At 58.2% G+C, this 15,235-nt stretch carries 15 protein-coding genes; 11 read left to right on the forward strand and 4 right to left on the reverse strand.

From position 1 onward, the window contains the following. The first annotated feature begins 16 nt into the window (after positions 1–16). From J3R80_RS15145 to J3R80_RS15195, 11 genes are all read left to right on the forward strand, one after another. Positions 17–3,433, forward strand: a complete 3,417-nt coding sequence (locus J3R80_RS15145; protein WP_275394634.1) for an indolepyruvate ferredoxin oxidoreductase family protein — start codon at positions 17–19, stop codon at positions 3,431–3,433. Between the two features lie 124 nt (positions 3,434–3,557). Further along, positions 3,558–4,370 carry a glutamate racemase gene (murI, locus tag J3R80_RS15150; protein ID WP_275394635.1) on the forward strand — a complete coding sequence of 271 codons (813 nt, stop codon included), beginning with the start codon at positions 3,558–3,560 and terminating at the stop codon, positions 4,368–4,370. A 55-nt stretch (positions 4,371–4,425) separates the two neighbouring features. Beyond that, positions 4,426–5,454 carry an N-acetyl-gamma-glutamyl-phosphate reductase gene (argC, locus tag J3R80_RS15155; RefSeq protein WP_275394636.1) on the forward strand — a complete coding sequence of 343 codons (1,029 nt, stop codon included), beginning with the start codon at positions 4,426–4,428 and terminating at the stop codon, positions 5,452–5,454. 30 nt (positions 5,455–5,484) lie between these two features. Continuing rightward, entirely contained in the window at positions 5,485–5,928 is a 444-nt protein-coding gene (gene ccmE, locus J3R80_RS15160; protein ID WP_275394712.1) for a cytochrome c maturation protein CcmE, read from the forward strand. A 66-nt stretch (positions 5,929–5,994) separates the two neighbouring features. Next, entirely contained in the window at positions 5,995–6,606 is a 612-nt protein-coding gene (locus J3R80_RS15165; protein ID WP_275394637.1) for a holin-associated N-acetylmuramidase, read from the forward strand. Next, positions 6,597–7,187: a holin family protein gene (locus J3R80_RS15170; RefSeq protein ID WP_275394638.1), complete on the forward strand. Its 591-nt coding sequence runs from the start codon at positions 6,597–6,599 to the stop codon at positions 7,185–7,187. Before J3R80_RS15165 ends, J3R80_RS15170 begins: the two co-directional genes overlap by 10 nt. Next, positions 7,177–7,371, forward strand: a complete 195-nt coding sequence (locus tag J3R80_RS15175) for a hypothetical protein (RefSeq protein WP_275394639.1) — start codon at positions 7,177–7,179, stop codon at positions 7,369–7,371. Before J3R80_RS15170 ends, J3R80_RS15175 begins: the two co-directional genes overlap by 11 nt. 130 nt (positions 7,372–7,501) lie before the next feature. Further along, positions 7,502–7,924, forward strand: a complete 423-nt coding sequence (locus J3R80_RS15180; protein ID WP_275394640.1) for a hypothetical protein — start codon at positions 7,502–7,504, stop codon at positions 7,922–7,924. Between the two features lie 94 nt (positions 7,925–8,018). Continuing rightward, positions 8,019–9,989 (forward strand): heme lyase CcmF/NrfE family subunit, encoded by a 1,971-nt coding sequence (locus J3R80_RS15185; RefSeq protein ID WP_275394641.1) that lies wholly within the window; start codon positions 8,019–8,021, stop codon positions 9,987–9,989. A 5-nt stretch (positions 9,990–9,994) separates the two neighbouring features. After that, entirely contained in the window at positions 9,995–10,450 is a 456-nt protein-coding gene (locus J3R80_RS15190) for a cytochrome c-type biogenesis protein (RefSeq protein WP_275394713.1), read from the forward strand. Between the two features lie 122 nt (positions 10,451–10,572). Next, positions 10,573–11,349, forward strand: a complete 777-nt coding sequence (locus J3R80_RS15195; RefSeq protein WP_275394642.1) for an enoyl-CoA hydratase-related protein — start codon at positions 10,573–10,575, stop codon at positions 11,347–11,349. 22 nt (positions 11,350–11,371) lie between these two features. Here the strand turns inward: J3R80_RS15195 and J3R80_RS15200 are convergent, their stop codons facing one another. The 4 genes from J3R80_RS15200 to gltX form a co-directional block, all read right to left on the reverse strand. After that, complete coding sequence (locus J3R80_RS15200) at positions 11,372–11,893, reverse strand: GNAT family N-acetyltransferase (RefSeq protein ID WP_275394643.1); 522 nt, start codon at positions 11,891–11,893, stop codon at positions 11,372–11,374. After that, positions 11,878–12,252 (reverse strand): GFA family protein, encoded by a 375-nt coding sequence (locus J3R80_RS15205; protein WP_275394644.1) that lies wholly within the window; start codon positions 12,250–12,252, stop codon positions 11,878–11,880. Before J3R80_RS15205 ends, J3R80_RS15200 begins: the two co-directional genes overlap by 16 nt. 102 nt (positions 12,253–12,354) lie before the next feature. Continuing rightward, on the reverse strand, positions 12,355–13,650 hold the full coding sequence (gene gltA / locus J3R80_RS15210) for a citrate synthase (RefSeq protein ID WP_275394645.1): 1,296 nt from the start codon (positions 13,648–13,650) through the stop codon (positions 12,355–12,357). 67 nt (positions 13,651–13,717) lie between these two features. Beyond that, a complete protein-coding gene (gene gltX / locus J3R80_RS15215; protein ID WP_275394646.1) occupies positions 13,718–15,121 on the reverse strand; it encodes a glutamate--tRNA ligase in 1,404 nt (467 codons plus the stop codon). Between the last annotated feature and the right edge of the window lie 114 nt (positions 15,122–15,235).

The raw sequence follows: 15,235 nt of genomic DNA on the forward strand, positions 1-15,235 counted from the left end.
GTATGGGAGGTGCGTCATGGGCAAGCCAGACATCACTCTGAACGACCGATTTGATTTGACCAAGAAGCACGTGCTGTTGAACGGCACGCAAGCTCTGGTGCGCCTGATGCTCATGCAAAAGGAACGCGACCGGGTGGCGGGGCTGAACACAGCAGGCTATGTGACCGGTTATCGCGGCTCACCGCTGGGCGCGGTGGATTTGTGGATGGGGCGGTCCAAGAAGGTTCTGGAGCCCAATGACATCAAGTTTCACCCCGGTTTGAACGAAGATCTTGCGGCGACCGCCCTTTGGGGAAGCCAGCAAGCAGAGCTGCGCGGCGAAGGTACCCATGATGGCGTGTTTGGCCTGTGGTATGGCAAAGGGCCGGGTGTGGATCGCACCGGTGACGTGATGCGTCACGCCAACATGGCTGGCACCAGCCCGCACGGTGGTGTGTTGATGGCAATGGGGGATGACCACACCGGCGAAAGCTCGACCGTGCTGCACCAATCCGATTGGGCGATGGTGGACGCCTATATTCCGGTTCTTAGCCCCGCAGGTGTGCAGGAAATTCTGGACTATGGCGTCTATGGGTATGGGCTGAGCCGTTTTGCAGGGGTCTGGGCGGGTCTGAAGGTCATGAAAGACACGGTCGAGGCGACCTCGGTTGTGGACGGACGTCCTGACCGGATGCAGCTTGTCACGCCTGAATTTGAGATGCCCGAAGGCGGGTTGAATATCCGATTGGGCGACCAGCCCGTGCCGCAAGAGGCGCGGATGATTGATTACAAGCGGTTCGCGGCCGAAGCATACGCCCGCGCCAACCGCATTGACCAACGCAAGTGGGGCAAAGCCGGTGCTAAAATCGGCTTTGTTGCGGCGGGTAAGAACTGGCTGGATCTGGTGCACGCGCTGGGTTTGCTGGGCATTGATGAGGCCGAGGCCGAACGTCTGGGCATCACAACCTATAAGGTCGGGCAGACGTTTCCTCTGGACATGGAAAGCTTCCACGAATGGGCCGAAGGGCTGGATCTGATCGTGGTCGTGGAAGAAAAACGCAAGCTGATGGAAGTGCAGATCAAGGAAGCGATCTTTGACGACCGCGACGGTCGGCGCGTCTATGGCTGGCACAAGGGCGACACGTGGGAAAACGGTCGCCGGTTGGAATTGTTCCCAACCCGCTATGCGCTGGATCCGATCATGATTGCCGAGAAAATCGGTGAAATTCTGATCGAAGAGGGACGCGGCACGGAATCCGTGAAAGCAGGGTTGACCATGCTGGCCGAAGCAAAGGCATCCGATAACGCCCCTAATATCGCCGCCCGCCTGCCGTTTTTCTGCTCAGGCTGTCCGCACAACACGTCGACCAAACTGCCGGACGGATCGCGCGCTTATGCCGGGATCGGTTGTCACTACATGGTCCAATGGATGGACCGCGATACCGTTGGGTTCACACAGATGGGCGGCGAGGGTGCCAATTGGATTGGTGAAGCGCCGTTCTCAAAAACCGGACACGTGTTTCAGAACCTGGGGGACGGAACGTATAACCACTCGGGCAATTTGGCGATCCGCGCGGCGTTGGCGTCAGATGCCAACATCACCTACAAAATCCTGTATAACGATGCGGTCGCCATGACGGGCGGGCAAGACAACGAAGGCGATCTGGATGCGCCGCGTATTGCCCGCGAGGTGATCGCGATGGGGGTGAAAAACCTGTTTGTTGTCTATGATGACAAAGAGGATGTGGATCAGGCGATGTTCCCATCAGGCTTGGCATTTCACGAGCGTGCAGAATTGCTGTCCGTTGAGAAGAAGTGTCGCGATATCAAGGGTGTGTCGGTCATTCTTTACATCCAGACCTGCGCGGCCGAAAAACGCCGCCGTCGTAAGCGCGGCCAGTTCCCCGACCCAGACAAGCGCGTGTTCATCAACACCGATGTGTGTGAGGGCTGCGGGGATTGCGGTGTGCAGTCGAACTGCGTGTCCATCGTTCCGGTGGAAACGGAACTGGGCCGCAAGCGCGCAATTGATCAATCAAGCTGCAACAAGGATTTCAGCTGCGTTAACGGCTTCTGCCCCAGCTTTGTCACCGTCGAAGGTGCCAAACTGAAGAAAGCGGCGACGGCCGAGGTCGATCTGCCTGATCTTCCAGCCCCGACGCTTCCGTCCATCGACGGCACGTTCAACACCGTGATCACCGGCGTCGGCGGAACGGGTGTTGTGACCATCGGCGCGATCATGGCGCAGGCAGCCCATATCGACGGCAAAGGCGTTGGTATGATGGAGATGGCTGGTCTGGCCCAGAAAGGCGGGGCCGTGACCGTGCATCTGCGTCTGGCCAACCAGCCCGAAGACATCTCGGCCATTCGGGTGGCGACGGGCGAGTGTGACGCGCTGATCGGTTGTGATCTGGTGGTGTCTGCCGCGTCAACCACCTTGGGCCTGACCAAGACCGGACGCACAGGGGCCGTCGTGGACAGTCACGAAACGGTCACCGGAGAATTCACCCGCAACACAGATTTCGCCATCCCCGGCGACCGTCTGCAACTGTCGCTTGAAGCCCGTCTGCGCGAACGTGTGTCGATGTTCGACGCGACCGAGTTGGCGCGTGTTTTGATGGGGGACAGCATCTTCTCGAACATGATGGTTCTGGGGGCAAGCTGGCAGGCCGGGATCGTGCCGCTGACTTATGACGCGCTGATGTATGCCATTGAATTGAATGGTCAGGCGATCGACCGCAACAAGCACGCTTTCGAACTGGGACGTTGGGCCGTGCTGCACCCGGAAGAAGCTGCGAAGATGGTCGTGGGGGAGGTCGTTGAAAAACCCAAAACCTTGGCTGAAATTATTGATTTCCGTGCAGATCACCTGACGACGTATCAAAATACGCGTCTTGCCAAGCGTTATCGTGCCTTTGTCGATCAAATGCCCGCAGCGTTGAAAGAACCGGTGGCGAGAAGCTATCACAAGCTCTTGGCTTATAAGGATGAATACGAGGTCGCGCGCATGTTGTGTGACACCCGCGCGAAGGCTGAAGCCGAGTTCGATGGTGACTTGAAACTGACCTATCACCTTGCTCCGCCGATCTTGACGGGCACCGACGCCAATGGGCGACCCAAGAAGCGAGGCTTCGGTGGTTGGTTTGAAACCGCGGCACCCTGGCTGGCCAAGATGAAGGTCTTGCGGGGGACGCCGTTCGACCCGTTTGGCCGATCTCAGGAGCGTCGCACCGAACGTGCTTTGATTGCCGAGTTTGAAGCGGATATGAAAGCTGTCGCAGCGGGTCTGAGCGATGACAATTTGGCGATCGCAGAAGAGTTGGCGGCGCTGCCCTTAACGATCCGGGGCTTTGGCCCGGTGAAAGAGGCCAACGTCGAGAAAGCCGCTGCGCGCCGTGCTGAACTGCTGGCCCAGTTTGGTGGTGCGGCACCGTTGGCTCACGCCGCTGAATGATCCGACCTGCCGCTGCGGCGCCGCACTTGGGCGGATAATCGTCGCAGCGCGCAATCGGTGATGGATTTCCGTGGAAAACGGACCTATGGCTTGCACCATGACAACACGGACGGGACCATAGGACATGGCAGTTGGGGTATTCGATTCAGGGCTTGGTGGGTTGACGGTGCTGGACGCCGTGGCCAAACGCCTGCCCGAGGTTGATTTCGTCTATTATGCAGACAGTGCCCACGCGCCCTATGGCGTCCGGGACAGCGATGACATTTATGACCTGACCACCAATGCCGTACAGGCCTTGTGGGACGAGGGATGCGACCTGGTCATTCTGGCCTGCAACACAGCCTCAGCCGCCGCGCTTCGGAGAATGCAGGAAAGCTGGATCCCCAAGGACAAGCGGGTGTTGGGTGTGTTCGTGCCGCTGATCGAGGCGTTGACCGAGCGGGATTGGGGCGACAACTCGCCCCCGCGTGAGGTGGCGGTGAAACATGTGGCATTGTTTGCGACCCCTGCGACCGTGTCCAGCCGGGCGTTCCAGCGGGAACTGGCCTTTCGCGCCATTGGGGTTGATGTCGAAGCGCAAGCCTGTGGTGGTGTGGTCGACGCAATCGAGGAAGGCGATATGATCCTTGCCGAAGCCTTGGTCCGCAGCCACGTGGATGCGCTGAAACGTAAGATGCCCAAGCCAGAAGCGGCCATTCTGGGCTGCACACACTACCCGTTGATGGAAGACGCCTTCCAGAGCGCTTTGGGTGATGATGTGCAGGTGTATAGCCAAGCCAATTTGGTTGCCGAAAGCCTTGCCTTCTATCTGGACCGTCACCCCGAGATGAGGGGCACAGGCACCGCATCGAAGTTCCTGACCACGGGTGATCCGGACCGCGTGTCGAATAGTGCGACCCAGTTTCTGCGACGAAAGATCACGTTCGAAGCGGCCTGATTGAAGCCGGCCTTCAAAACCACTACATCTTTCGACGAACCCGCAGGAGGTCTTGATGACCCATAAAATCGCCATTCTAGGCGCGTCTGGTTACACCGGCGCTGAACTTGTCCGGCTGATCGCCACCCACCCGACGATGGAGATCGTCGCTCTGTCCGCCGACCGTAAAGCGGGGATGGAGATGTCGGATGTGTATCCGCATCTGCGCCACCTTGATCTGCCCAAACTCACCACGATGGACGAGATCGACTTTAGCAATGTTGATCTGGCCTTTGCGGCCTTGCCGCATGGGCTGAGCCAGGCCTTGGTGCGCGATCTGCCGGAAACAGTGAAAGTCGTCGATCTGGGGGCTGATTTCCGGCTGCGCGATCCGGCAGAGTACCAGAAATGGTACGGCGCCCCGCATGTGGCGACCGAGCTTCAGAAAGAAGCGGTCTATGGTCTGACCGAATTTTACCGCGATGACATCAAGTCTGCGCGTCTGGTGGCGGGCACGGGTTGCAACGCGGCGACCGTGCAATACGCGCTGCGTCCCTTGATCTCGGAAGGGTTGATCGACCTTGACCGGATCATTTGCGATTTGAAGAACGGGGTGTCCGGGGCCGGGCGGTCGCTGAAGGAAAACATGCTGTTTGCTGAACGTTCGACCAATGTGCAAGGCTATGCACAAGGCGGCACCCACCGGCATTTGGGCGAATTTGATCAGGAGTTTTCCCTGCTGGCCGGGCGTCCGGTCCAGATTATGTTCACCCCCCATCTTGTACCGGTGAACCGGGGTATTCTGGCCAATTGCTATGTCGATGGGGACGCTGATAAGATCCATGTGGCTCTGGTTGAGCAATATCAAGACGAGCCGTTTGTGACTGTGCTACCCAAGGGACAGTTGCCGGGTATGGGGCATGTGACGGGGTCGAACCAATGCCACTTGGGTGTTGCGGGCGACCGTGTGCCGGGGCGTGCTTTGATCGTGTCAACGCTGGACAACCTGTGCAAGGGATCGTCCGGTCAGGCGATGCAAAACGCGAACCTCATGCTGGGTGAGGATGAGACGACGGCGCTGATGATGCCTCCGGTCTATCCCTAAGGGTTTGAAAAGGAGCCGATTATGGCTGGTTTGAAAAGTCTGAAGAAAACACGGCGGATCCAGATCATCATTCTGGCATTTGTCGCGCTTGCGATCTCGACCGGTTTGATCGGCTATGCGCTGAAAGACGGGATCAACTATTACCGGTCCCCGACCGAAGTGTTGGCTGAACCACCTAGCGAAAACGAGGTGTTTCGCATGGGGGGATTGGTAGCGGACGGGAGTTTGGTGCGCGGTCAAAGTGAGACCGTGACGTTCTCCGTGACCGACGGGGCGGCCGTTGTGCCTGTTGCCTATACCGGCGTGTTGCCTGACCTTTTTGGTGAAAACCAAGGTATGATCGGGACTGGCACATATGTAGATGGCACCTTTCAAGCCACGGAAATCCTTGCCAAACACGACGAAGACTACATGCCGAAAGAGGTTCTGGATAGCCTCAAGGAAAGCGGTGTCTACGTCGAGCCGACCTCTTGATTTGAGGTTTCTTAACGCTTCTTAACCAGCCTGTGCCCCGTATTCCTTATGCGGGGTCAGGTGTTGATGAAAAGCGTTGAAGAGATCGCGACCGAGATTGTCGCCCGAGAGGGCGGCTTTGTGAACGACCCGGACGACCCGGGCGGCGCGACGAAATACGGTGTGACCATACACACCATGCGCCGGTTGGGGCTGGATCTGGATCGGGACGGACAGATCACCGCTGGCGACGTGAAGCGGCTGACCCGAGATCAGGCCCGCGATATCTTTCTGAAAAACTATTTCCGGAAACCCAGGCTGGCGGAGTTGCCAAAGGCGCTGCAAGCGTCGGTTTTCGACATGTATGTGAATGCGGGCAGCAATGCCGTGCGCATCCTGCAAGAGCTGTTTCGCAAGATGGGGTACGAGCTGTCCGTGGACGGGGTGCTTGGGCCGCAGACACTCGGTATTGCGCGCGATGCAATCCGCCGCGCCCCCGATCATCTGGTCGATGCTTATGGAATCGAACGGCGCAACTACTACTATCGTCTGGCCGATCGCCGCCCGAGCTCTCGCAAATATGCGTGTCGACGGGATGGTGGAAAGGGTGGGTGGATCACCCGCGCCGAAGCATTCCTGTCCTCCAAATACCACTTCACTGATCAAAATCACCGCGAAAGGATTGCCGCATGGGGATGATTGGGGCTGTCGTCGACATCCTGTTTGGACGTCGCGGAAACATCATTCGCGAGACCGCAGAGGTGTTTCGTGAAAACTCCGAGGCTGCGGCCATTCGCGATACCGATGTGCAACAGGCCGCGATAGACGCATTTCGTGCCGAGTTCATTGCGTCGCAAGGCGGTTGGTTCAATCGTTTCATGGATGGTGTAAACCGGGTGCCGCGACCGGCCTTGGCGTTGTCCACAATCGCCCTGTTTGCCGCCGCCATGATCAATCCCGATTGGTTCGCCACGCGAATGCAGGGTGTGGCGGTGGTCCCCGAACCGCTTTGGTGGCTGATGGGCGTGGTTGTCAGCTTCTATTTCGGCGCGCGATACCAGGTGAAAGGGCAAGAATTTCAACGGGCCATTGCCGCGAGCTTGATGCGGGATCTGGAGACAACGCGCGTGCGATCTGATCGCTCTGGCCTGCCATCTGTGTTCGGGGCGAAGCGTGAGGCAACTCATGTGCCTGAGCGGACCCCCAACACGTATGGGACGGTTGACGCGACCGACAATGCCGCGCTGGCAGATTGGCAGGAGGTCACGCGTGGCCAGTGATATGCTTTTGAATCTGGTGGCCGAACATGGGCCGTGGGTGCTGTTGGTGTTCTACTTGCTATATCGCGACCTGCAGAAAGATCAGGCGACGCGGGCGGTGTTGGACAAAAACTCTTCTATTCTGATCGAGATCACGACGATCATCCGCGAACGCTTGCCGTCAGCCGGGGGGCGGGTCGGATGATGGCGGTGCTTTGGCGGTTTCGATCCCGCCTTTGGGCGATGTTGGTGGGCACACGCTTCCAACGATCAGTTGAACAAAACGAACATGCAGCAGCGGAACTGGACGCTGCTGTGCGGGAGGTCTTGCAGAAATGAAACAAGCGTTTGGTTTGATGATGTGCCTCGCCGTCATGTTGCAGCTTGGCTATCTGGTGGCGGGATATGACGCGATGTATCAGATTGGATATGGCGCGATCACCCTTATGGGGCTGATGATCTCGCTGACGTTTCTGTGGCTTTATGTGCAGCGCGCGACGCCGTTGGCACTTGGCATGGCTTACAGTTGGTCGGGGGCCAGCCTTGTCCTGGGCTGGTGGTGGATATTTGCCTTGGCAGGCGAGCCAGCAATCATGTCGCACAGCGCGGCGCATTTCGTGCCTCTGGCGTTGTATCTGTCCGGCGCATTCCTGCACTTCAGTGTCATTCACCGATCATTCGGTTGCCACGGGGCAACATTCCTTTGGCCGGTGCTGGTGGCGGTGGTGGTGTCCACCGCGATCTTTCTGGTCGTTTGATGACCACAATGCCGTGACCTGACGCCGCACGGGGCTAGGCCCGAACGGCGACTCCGTTTATGGTCGCGACCATAATAACAGAGTGGTCGCGAACATGATTACAGAACTCGGACATTTTGCGCTGATCCTGGCGCTGGGCGTGGCGGCCGTGCAGATGATCGTGCCGCTGGTTGGGGCGCATAAAGGGTGGCAAGGCTGGATGGAAATGGCCGTGCCAGCCGCGACCATCCAATTTCTGCTGGTGTTCGCATCGTTCCTTGCGCTGACCTATGCGTTTGTGACCTCTGACTTTTCTGTCCAACTGGTCACGCTGAACTCGCACTCGGCCAAACCCATGCTGTACAAAGTGTCGGGTGTGTGGGGCAACCACGAAGGTTCGATGCTGCTGTGGGTGCTGATCGTGTCGCTGTTTGGCGCCATGGCCGCATGGTTCGGTGGCAACCTGCCGCAACGGTTGAAAGCCCGCGTGCTTGCGGTGCAAAGCTCGATCGCAGTGGCGTTTCTGGGCTTTGTTCTGTTCACGTCCAACCCGTTCATCCGCATCGCGCAACCGCCCTTTGACGGGCGTGACCTGAACCCGCTTCTGCAAGACCCCGGTTTGGCGTTCCATCCACCCTTCCTGTATCTAGGTTATGTGGGCCTTTCGATGGCGTTTTCATTCGCCGTCGCCGCCCTGATCGAAGGACGGATTGATGCGGCCTGGGGGCGCTGGGTGCGCCCGTGGACGCTGGCGGCATGGATATTCCTGACCATCGGGATCGCATTGGGCAGCTGGTGGGCTTATTACGAGCTTGGCTGGGGCGGGTTCTGGTTCTGGGATCCGGTCGAAAACGCGTCCTTCATGCCTTGGTTGTTTGCCGCCGCCCTTCTTCATTCGGCCATTGTTGTCGAAAAACGTGAAAGCCTGAAAAGCTGGACGATCCTGCTGGCAATCCTTGCCTTCGGTTTCTCGCTGATCGGCACATTTATCGTGCGGTCGGGCGTGATCACGTCGGTGCATGCCTTTGCATCCGACCCGGAGCGTGGTGTCTTTATCCTGATGATCCTTGCGGTCTTCACGGGCGGCGCGCTGACGTTGTTTGCGGCACGCGCAAGCTCGATGGAGGCACGTGGTGTCTTTGGTTTCATCAGCCGGGAAAGTGCGCTGGTGGCCAACAACATATTGCTTGCGGTTTCGTCGTTCGTCGTCTTCGTTGGTACAATCTGGCCGTTGATCGGCGAAATTTTCGGCCGCAAAATCTCGGTCGGAGCGCCGTTTTTCGAAGCAGCCTTTACCCCCTTCATGGTGGTGCTGGCACTGATCCTTCCAGTGGGCGCGATGCTGCCCTGGAAACGCGCCAAACTTGGTCGTGTCGTCAAATCTCTTGTACCGGCTTTCGTTCTGGCGGTGGCCGTCGGGGCGTTGGTTTGGGCAATGCAGACGGGCAAAACGGCCCTGGGCCCGATTGGTATGTTCCTTGGCACATGGCTGGTGGCCGGGGCACTTGTGGACATTGCCAGCCGCACGGGGCGTGGCGCTGTGACGAACCGCTTGTCGCGACTGACCCGCCTGCCGCGTTCGGACTGGGGAAAACTCGCCGCACATGCCGGGTTTGGGATCACGATGATGGGTATCTCGGGCCTGATGGCCTGGAGCGTTGAGGACATTCGTGTTGCCCACATTGGCGACACCTTTCAGGTGGCCGACTATGACATCACCTTAGAACGTGTGGAGCGTGATCAGGGGCCGAACTATGTTTCGACAAAGGCAACCATTATTGTCTCGCAACACGATGACGCGATCGCTGTTCTGCATCCTGAAAAACGCGTCTATCCGGTGCAAGCCATGCCTACGACCGAGGCGGCGATTTCAAACGGCTTCTGGCGGGACATCTATCTGGTGATCGGCGATCCGCAGGATGATGGGGCTTGGGCTGTTCGAACCTTCATCAAACCGTTTACCAACTGGATATGGGCAGGCTGTATCTTGATGGCGCTGGGCGGGGTGTTGAGCCTGACAGACCGCCGATTCCGAGTTGCCGCAGGCGCGGCCAAGTCACGAATGCAAGGGGTGCCAGCCGAATGAGAGGTATGATTTTCCCCGCACTTCTGGCGCTGGTTGTGGTTTCTACCCCGGCGCTGGCGGTCAATCCTGACGAAGTGCTTAGCGATCCGGTATTGGAACAACGTGCCCGGGATATCTCGGCCGACCTCAGATGCGTGGTCTGCCGGGGCGAGAATATTGACGAGAGCAATGCCGCGATTGCGCGTGACCTGCGCCTTCTGGTGCGCGAACGTCTTGTCGATGGTGACAGCAATGATGAGGTGGTGGACTTCATCGTCGAACGCTATGGCGAATACGTTTTGATGAAGCCAAACACGTCCGGTGCAAATATCCTGCTTTGGGCCGCGGGTCCGGCCTTGTTTCTGGTCGCACTGATTTCTGGCGTTGTCTATCTGCGCCGCCGCTCTCAAGCCCGCGACGGCGCGGTGGCCTTGTCTTCGGACGAGGAAGCGCGCCTGAAAGAACTCCTGAAAGACGGCTGAGACCTTTTTGCCCGGCAGGCCAATCCGCGGTCCGGGGCGAATGTTTTTCGCGAGTGACGGAGCGTTCGTCTTTACCTGACTGCTTGGTCGGGTATTCTACCCGAAATTTGCGGGAGGACCGAATGAACTACGAAACGATCACGCTGGAGACCACCGACGGGTTGGCAGTGCTGACCCTGAACCGCGCCGATGTGATGAATGCGCTGAACACGCAGATGCGGGCGGAAATCACTCATGCGGTCAAAGACGCAGGTCAGAACGCGCGCGCTTTGGTTATCACCGGGGCAGGGCGGGCGTTTTGCTCGGGTCAAGATCTGGGCGATCGGGCGAACGCTGCCCATGTCGATCTGGAACGGACCTTGCGCGATGAATACGAACCACTGTTGGACGCGATTTATAACTGTCCGGTCCCGACCATCTCGGCGGTGAACGGGGCAGCTGCCGGGGCTGGGGCGAATATTGCTTTGGCTGCGGATGTGGTCATTGCAGCGGAAAGCGCGTTTTTCATGCAGGCGTTCTCTCGTATCGGTCTTATCCCTGATGCCGGAGGCACCTATTGGATGCCGCGCCAGATGGGCTTTGCCAAGGCGATGGGCGCGGCCCTGTTTGCTGAAAAGATGCCCGCCCGCGAGGCCGCCGAGCAGGGTTTGATCTGGGAATGCGTGGCAGATGATGATTTTGCCGCCACTTGGCGCAAGCGTGGAGAGCAATTGGCAAAAGGACCAACGCTGTCCTATCGCAATATCAAGAAGGCCTTGCGCGCTTCAATGAGCAATACGCTGGATCAGCAACTGGCGCTTGAGGCGAAATTGCAGGGTGAATGCGGCAACTCGCGCGATTTCAAAGAAGGCGTGTTGGCGTTTCTGGAAAAGCGCAGCCCGAATTACGAAGGGCGTTGAGCAAAAGGGTAGGAACGGGTGATCACGCCCCCGCTTTCGCATCTGTAGGACGTGGCAGTGCCATATAAACGCTGTCCGTCCACACGCCATCCACACAATATGTGTTCTCGGCTGTGCCGGTTTCATGAAAACCCAACGACAACAGCAGGCCTTTAGACGCCTTGTTTCTCGGATCAAGATCGGCGGTCAGGTCGGGATAATCCGTTGTCTGCCAAAGGTGGTCGATGGTGGCCAGCATCGCCTCTTTCGCGATGCCTTTTCCCCAGACATCCGGGTGCAGGATAAAGCCAACCTCGTTGCCGGTATGCGCTCCACAATTGCCGACAACCCGCCCCTGCTGGACGATCGCAAAATAATAGGGCGCGGTGGGGAAGCCAGAAAGCCACCTGTCAAGACGGGCCTGTGTTACCGATTTGTCCGGATGGGGCGGAGTGGACCAATAGGTCATCGCACGTGGATCCCCATAGATCGCAAACAAATCATCAAGATCAGAAGGGCGCGGCCCACGCAGGGTCAGGCGCTTTGTGGTCAGTTCCGGTCCCAAGGTTGTCGCCCACTTTCAAAGACATCTTCGCCGCGTTCAAACAGGGCGGGATCATCTAACGCGCCTGCATAGATGGCAATGGCATCCGGCATACGCGACGTGGCCTTGAGCAGCGGCGATCCGCAATCCCGGCAGAATATGAACTCCAACATGGACCCGGAATCCGCCCTTTGGCGATAGGTTTTCGTGGGGCCTTTGGTCAACAGTTTATCGCGATCGACCATCATTTGCGGGGCATGTCCCGCACCGGTGACGTGTTGGCAATCCCGGCAATAGCATTGGATGCTGAAGCGAACATCGCCGGTATAGTCAAATTGACATGCACCGCACAGACATTTTCCAGTGATATACTGAGACATGCCAACCCCCCTTGGGTGTTCAGACTAGCGCGTGCCGTTTGTCGTGCCAGCAAAACAAAAAAAGCCGCCGGGTTTCGGCGGCTTTTCTCTGGTGTTTCGGTCTTAGCGTTTTGCGACATCCACATAATCGCGCATTGTTTCGCCCAGATACAACTGGCGCGGACGGCCGATTTTTTGGCCCGGATCGCCCAGCATTTCTTTCCACTGCGAAATCCAGCCGACAGTGCGCGACAGCGCGAAGATCGGGGTGAACATCGAGGTGGGGAAGCCCATCGCCTCAAGAATAATACCCGAATAAAAGTCCACGTTCGGGTACAGTTTCTTTTCGACGAAATACGGATCTTCCAGCGCGATGCGCTCCAGCTCCTTGGCAACTTTCAGCGTCTCGTTGTTCTCGATCCCCAACAGACCCAGCACCTCGTCGGCGCTTTCTTTCATGACTTTCGCGCGCGGGTCGAAGTTCTTGTAAACGCGGTGTCCAAAGCCCATCAGGCGGAACGGGTCTTTCTTGTCCTTGGCGCGGGCGACGTATTCGGGGATACGGTCCACGGTGCCAATCTCGCGCAGCATTTCAAGGCAGGCCTGGTTGGCGCCACCATGGGCCGGTCCCCACAGGCAGGCGATGCCAGCGGCGATACAGGCGAACGGGTTGGCACCGGATGACCCCGCCAGGCGCACCGTCGAGGTCGATGCGTTCTGTTCGTGGTCAGCATGAAGCGTGAAGATGCGGTCCATCGCTTTGGACAGGATCGGGTTCACCTCGTATTCCTCAGCCGGGACAGCAAAGCACATGCGCAGGAAGTTCGATGCGTAGTCCAGATCGTTCTTGGGATACACGAAGGGTTGACCAACCGAATATTTGAACGCCATGGCGCAAATGGTCGGCAGCTTGGCAATCATGCGGATCGCGGCGACTTCACGCTGCCACGGGTCATTCACATCGGTCGAATCGTGATAGAAGGCCGACATCGCACCGACAACACCGGTGATGATCGCCATCGGGTGTGCGTCACGGCGGAAACCCGAGAAGAATTTTGTCATCTGCTCGTGCACCATCGTGTGATTGGTCACACGGCTTTCGAAATCTTCCAGCTCGGTTGCGTTCGGCAATTCACCGTACAACAGCAGATAGCACACCTCGAGGTAGTGTGATTTCTCGGCCAGTTGATCAATGGGATAGCCGCGATACAACAGCTCGCCCTTGTCGCCGTCGATAAAGGTGATGGTCGAATCGCAGCTGGCCGTCGATGTGAAGCCCGGGTCGTACGTGAAAACATCGCCTTGGGCATACAGTTTTCTGATGTCGATCACGTCGGGCCCTGCCGTGGGCGAAAATATCGGCAGCTCCAGTTCTTGATCACCAAAGGTGAGCTTTGCAGTTCCGGTTGGTTTGGCCATCTTAGTATCCCTTCGTGTTCGTATCCTGTCGCGCCAACCCCGGACGGATCGGTCACGTTTGCTTATCCTATGCGCTTGCGTCCTCAAGGCGCGCGATGGATTCCTCGCGTCCAAGAACAAGCATCATATCGAAAACGCTGGGGGTCACGGCGCGACCGGCAAGTGCTGCGCGCAAGGGTGCAGCCAGTTTGCCAAATTTGGTCCCGTGAGCTTCGGCAAGCCCGTTCAGGATCCCTTCCAGCGTGTCGCGGTTCCAGCTAGCATTTTGCAGCTGCGGCGTCAATTCTTTCAGTATACCACGGGATACTTCATCCAGGGATTTCGCCGCTTTTTCGTCTTGTTGAATAGGGCGTGAAGTGATTGCAAAATTTGCCTTTTCAATGAGTTGTGGGAATGTCTTCGCCCCCGCCTTCAGCGCATAAAGCGCATCCGCCAAAAGTTGACGTTGCTGCGGTTGCAAAGGGCTTTGCCCGGTTGCGGCCAGAAATGCCTCAAGCTCGATCATCACGTCGGCGTCGTCCATCGCGGCAAGGTGCTGCCCCGATAGATTGTCCAGCTTTTTGAAGTCAAACCGCGCCGGACTTTTGCCGATTCCCGACAGGTCGAACCACTCCAGCGCCTGTGCGTCGGTGAAGTATTCATCGTCCCCGTGGCTCCACCCCAGACGGGCCAGATAGTTGCGCATCGCGCGGGCCGGGTATCCCATCGCCTGATATTCTTCGACACCCAATGCGCCGTGACGTTTCGACAGTTTCTTGCCGTCAGGTCCATGGATCAGCGGAATATGTGCCCAAACCGGCACGTCCCAACCCATCGCTTGATAGACCAACTGTTGGCGGGCCGCGTTGTTCAGGTGATCATCGCCCCGGATGGCATGGGTCACACCCATATCGTGATCGTCTACGACAACAGCAAGCATATAGGTGGGTGTGCCATCGGAACGTAAACAAATCATGTCGTCCAGTTGATCGTTTCGGATTGTGACATCGCCCTGCACCTGATCGCGGATCACGGTCGCCCCGTCGCGCGGGGCTTTCAGGCGGATGACGAAGGGGGCATTGGGGTGTGTCGACGGGTCCGCATCACGCCACGGCGATTGATAAAGCGTCGATCTACCCTCGGCACGGGCGGCGTCGCGGAACGCCTGAATCTCGTCCTGTGTTGCAAAACATTTGTAAGCATGACCATTCGCCAACATCTCGTGCGCCACCTCGGCGTGACGGTCGGCACGGTCGAACTGGCTGATAACCTCGCCGTCATGGTCCAGTCCCAGCCACGCCATGCCCTTCAGGATCGCTTCGGTTGCCTCGGGGGTCGACCGGGCACGGTCGGTGTCCTCGATCCTCAGCAGGAATTTTCCGCCGCGCCCACGGGCATAGAGCCAGTTGAACAAGGCTGTGCGGGCGCCGCCAATATGCAGATAACCGGTGGGCGAAGGGGCGAAACGGGTGACGATCTGGTCGGTGGACATGTGACGTTAACCTTTTGGAAACCATGCGGGCGTTACTCAGGTCTCAACACGCGTGGTGCGCGAAAGACCGTCGGCCTGTGGGCGAGGGGGTATGACACCGCTCGGCGCAGGCCT

Source organism: Aliiroseovarius sp. Z3 (genome assembly GCF_029105185.1).
In the GTDB taxonomy this organism is placed as follows: Bacteria; Pseudomonadota; Alphaproteobacteria; order Rhodobacterales; family Rhodobacteraceae; genus Aliiroseovarius.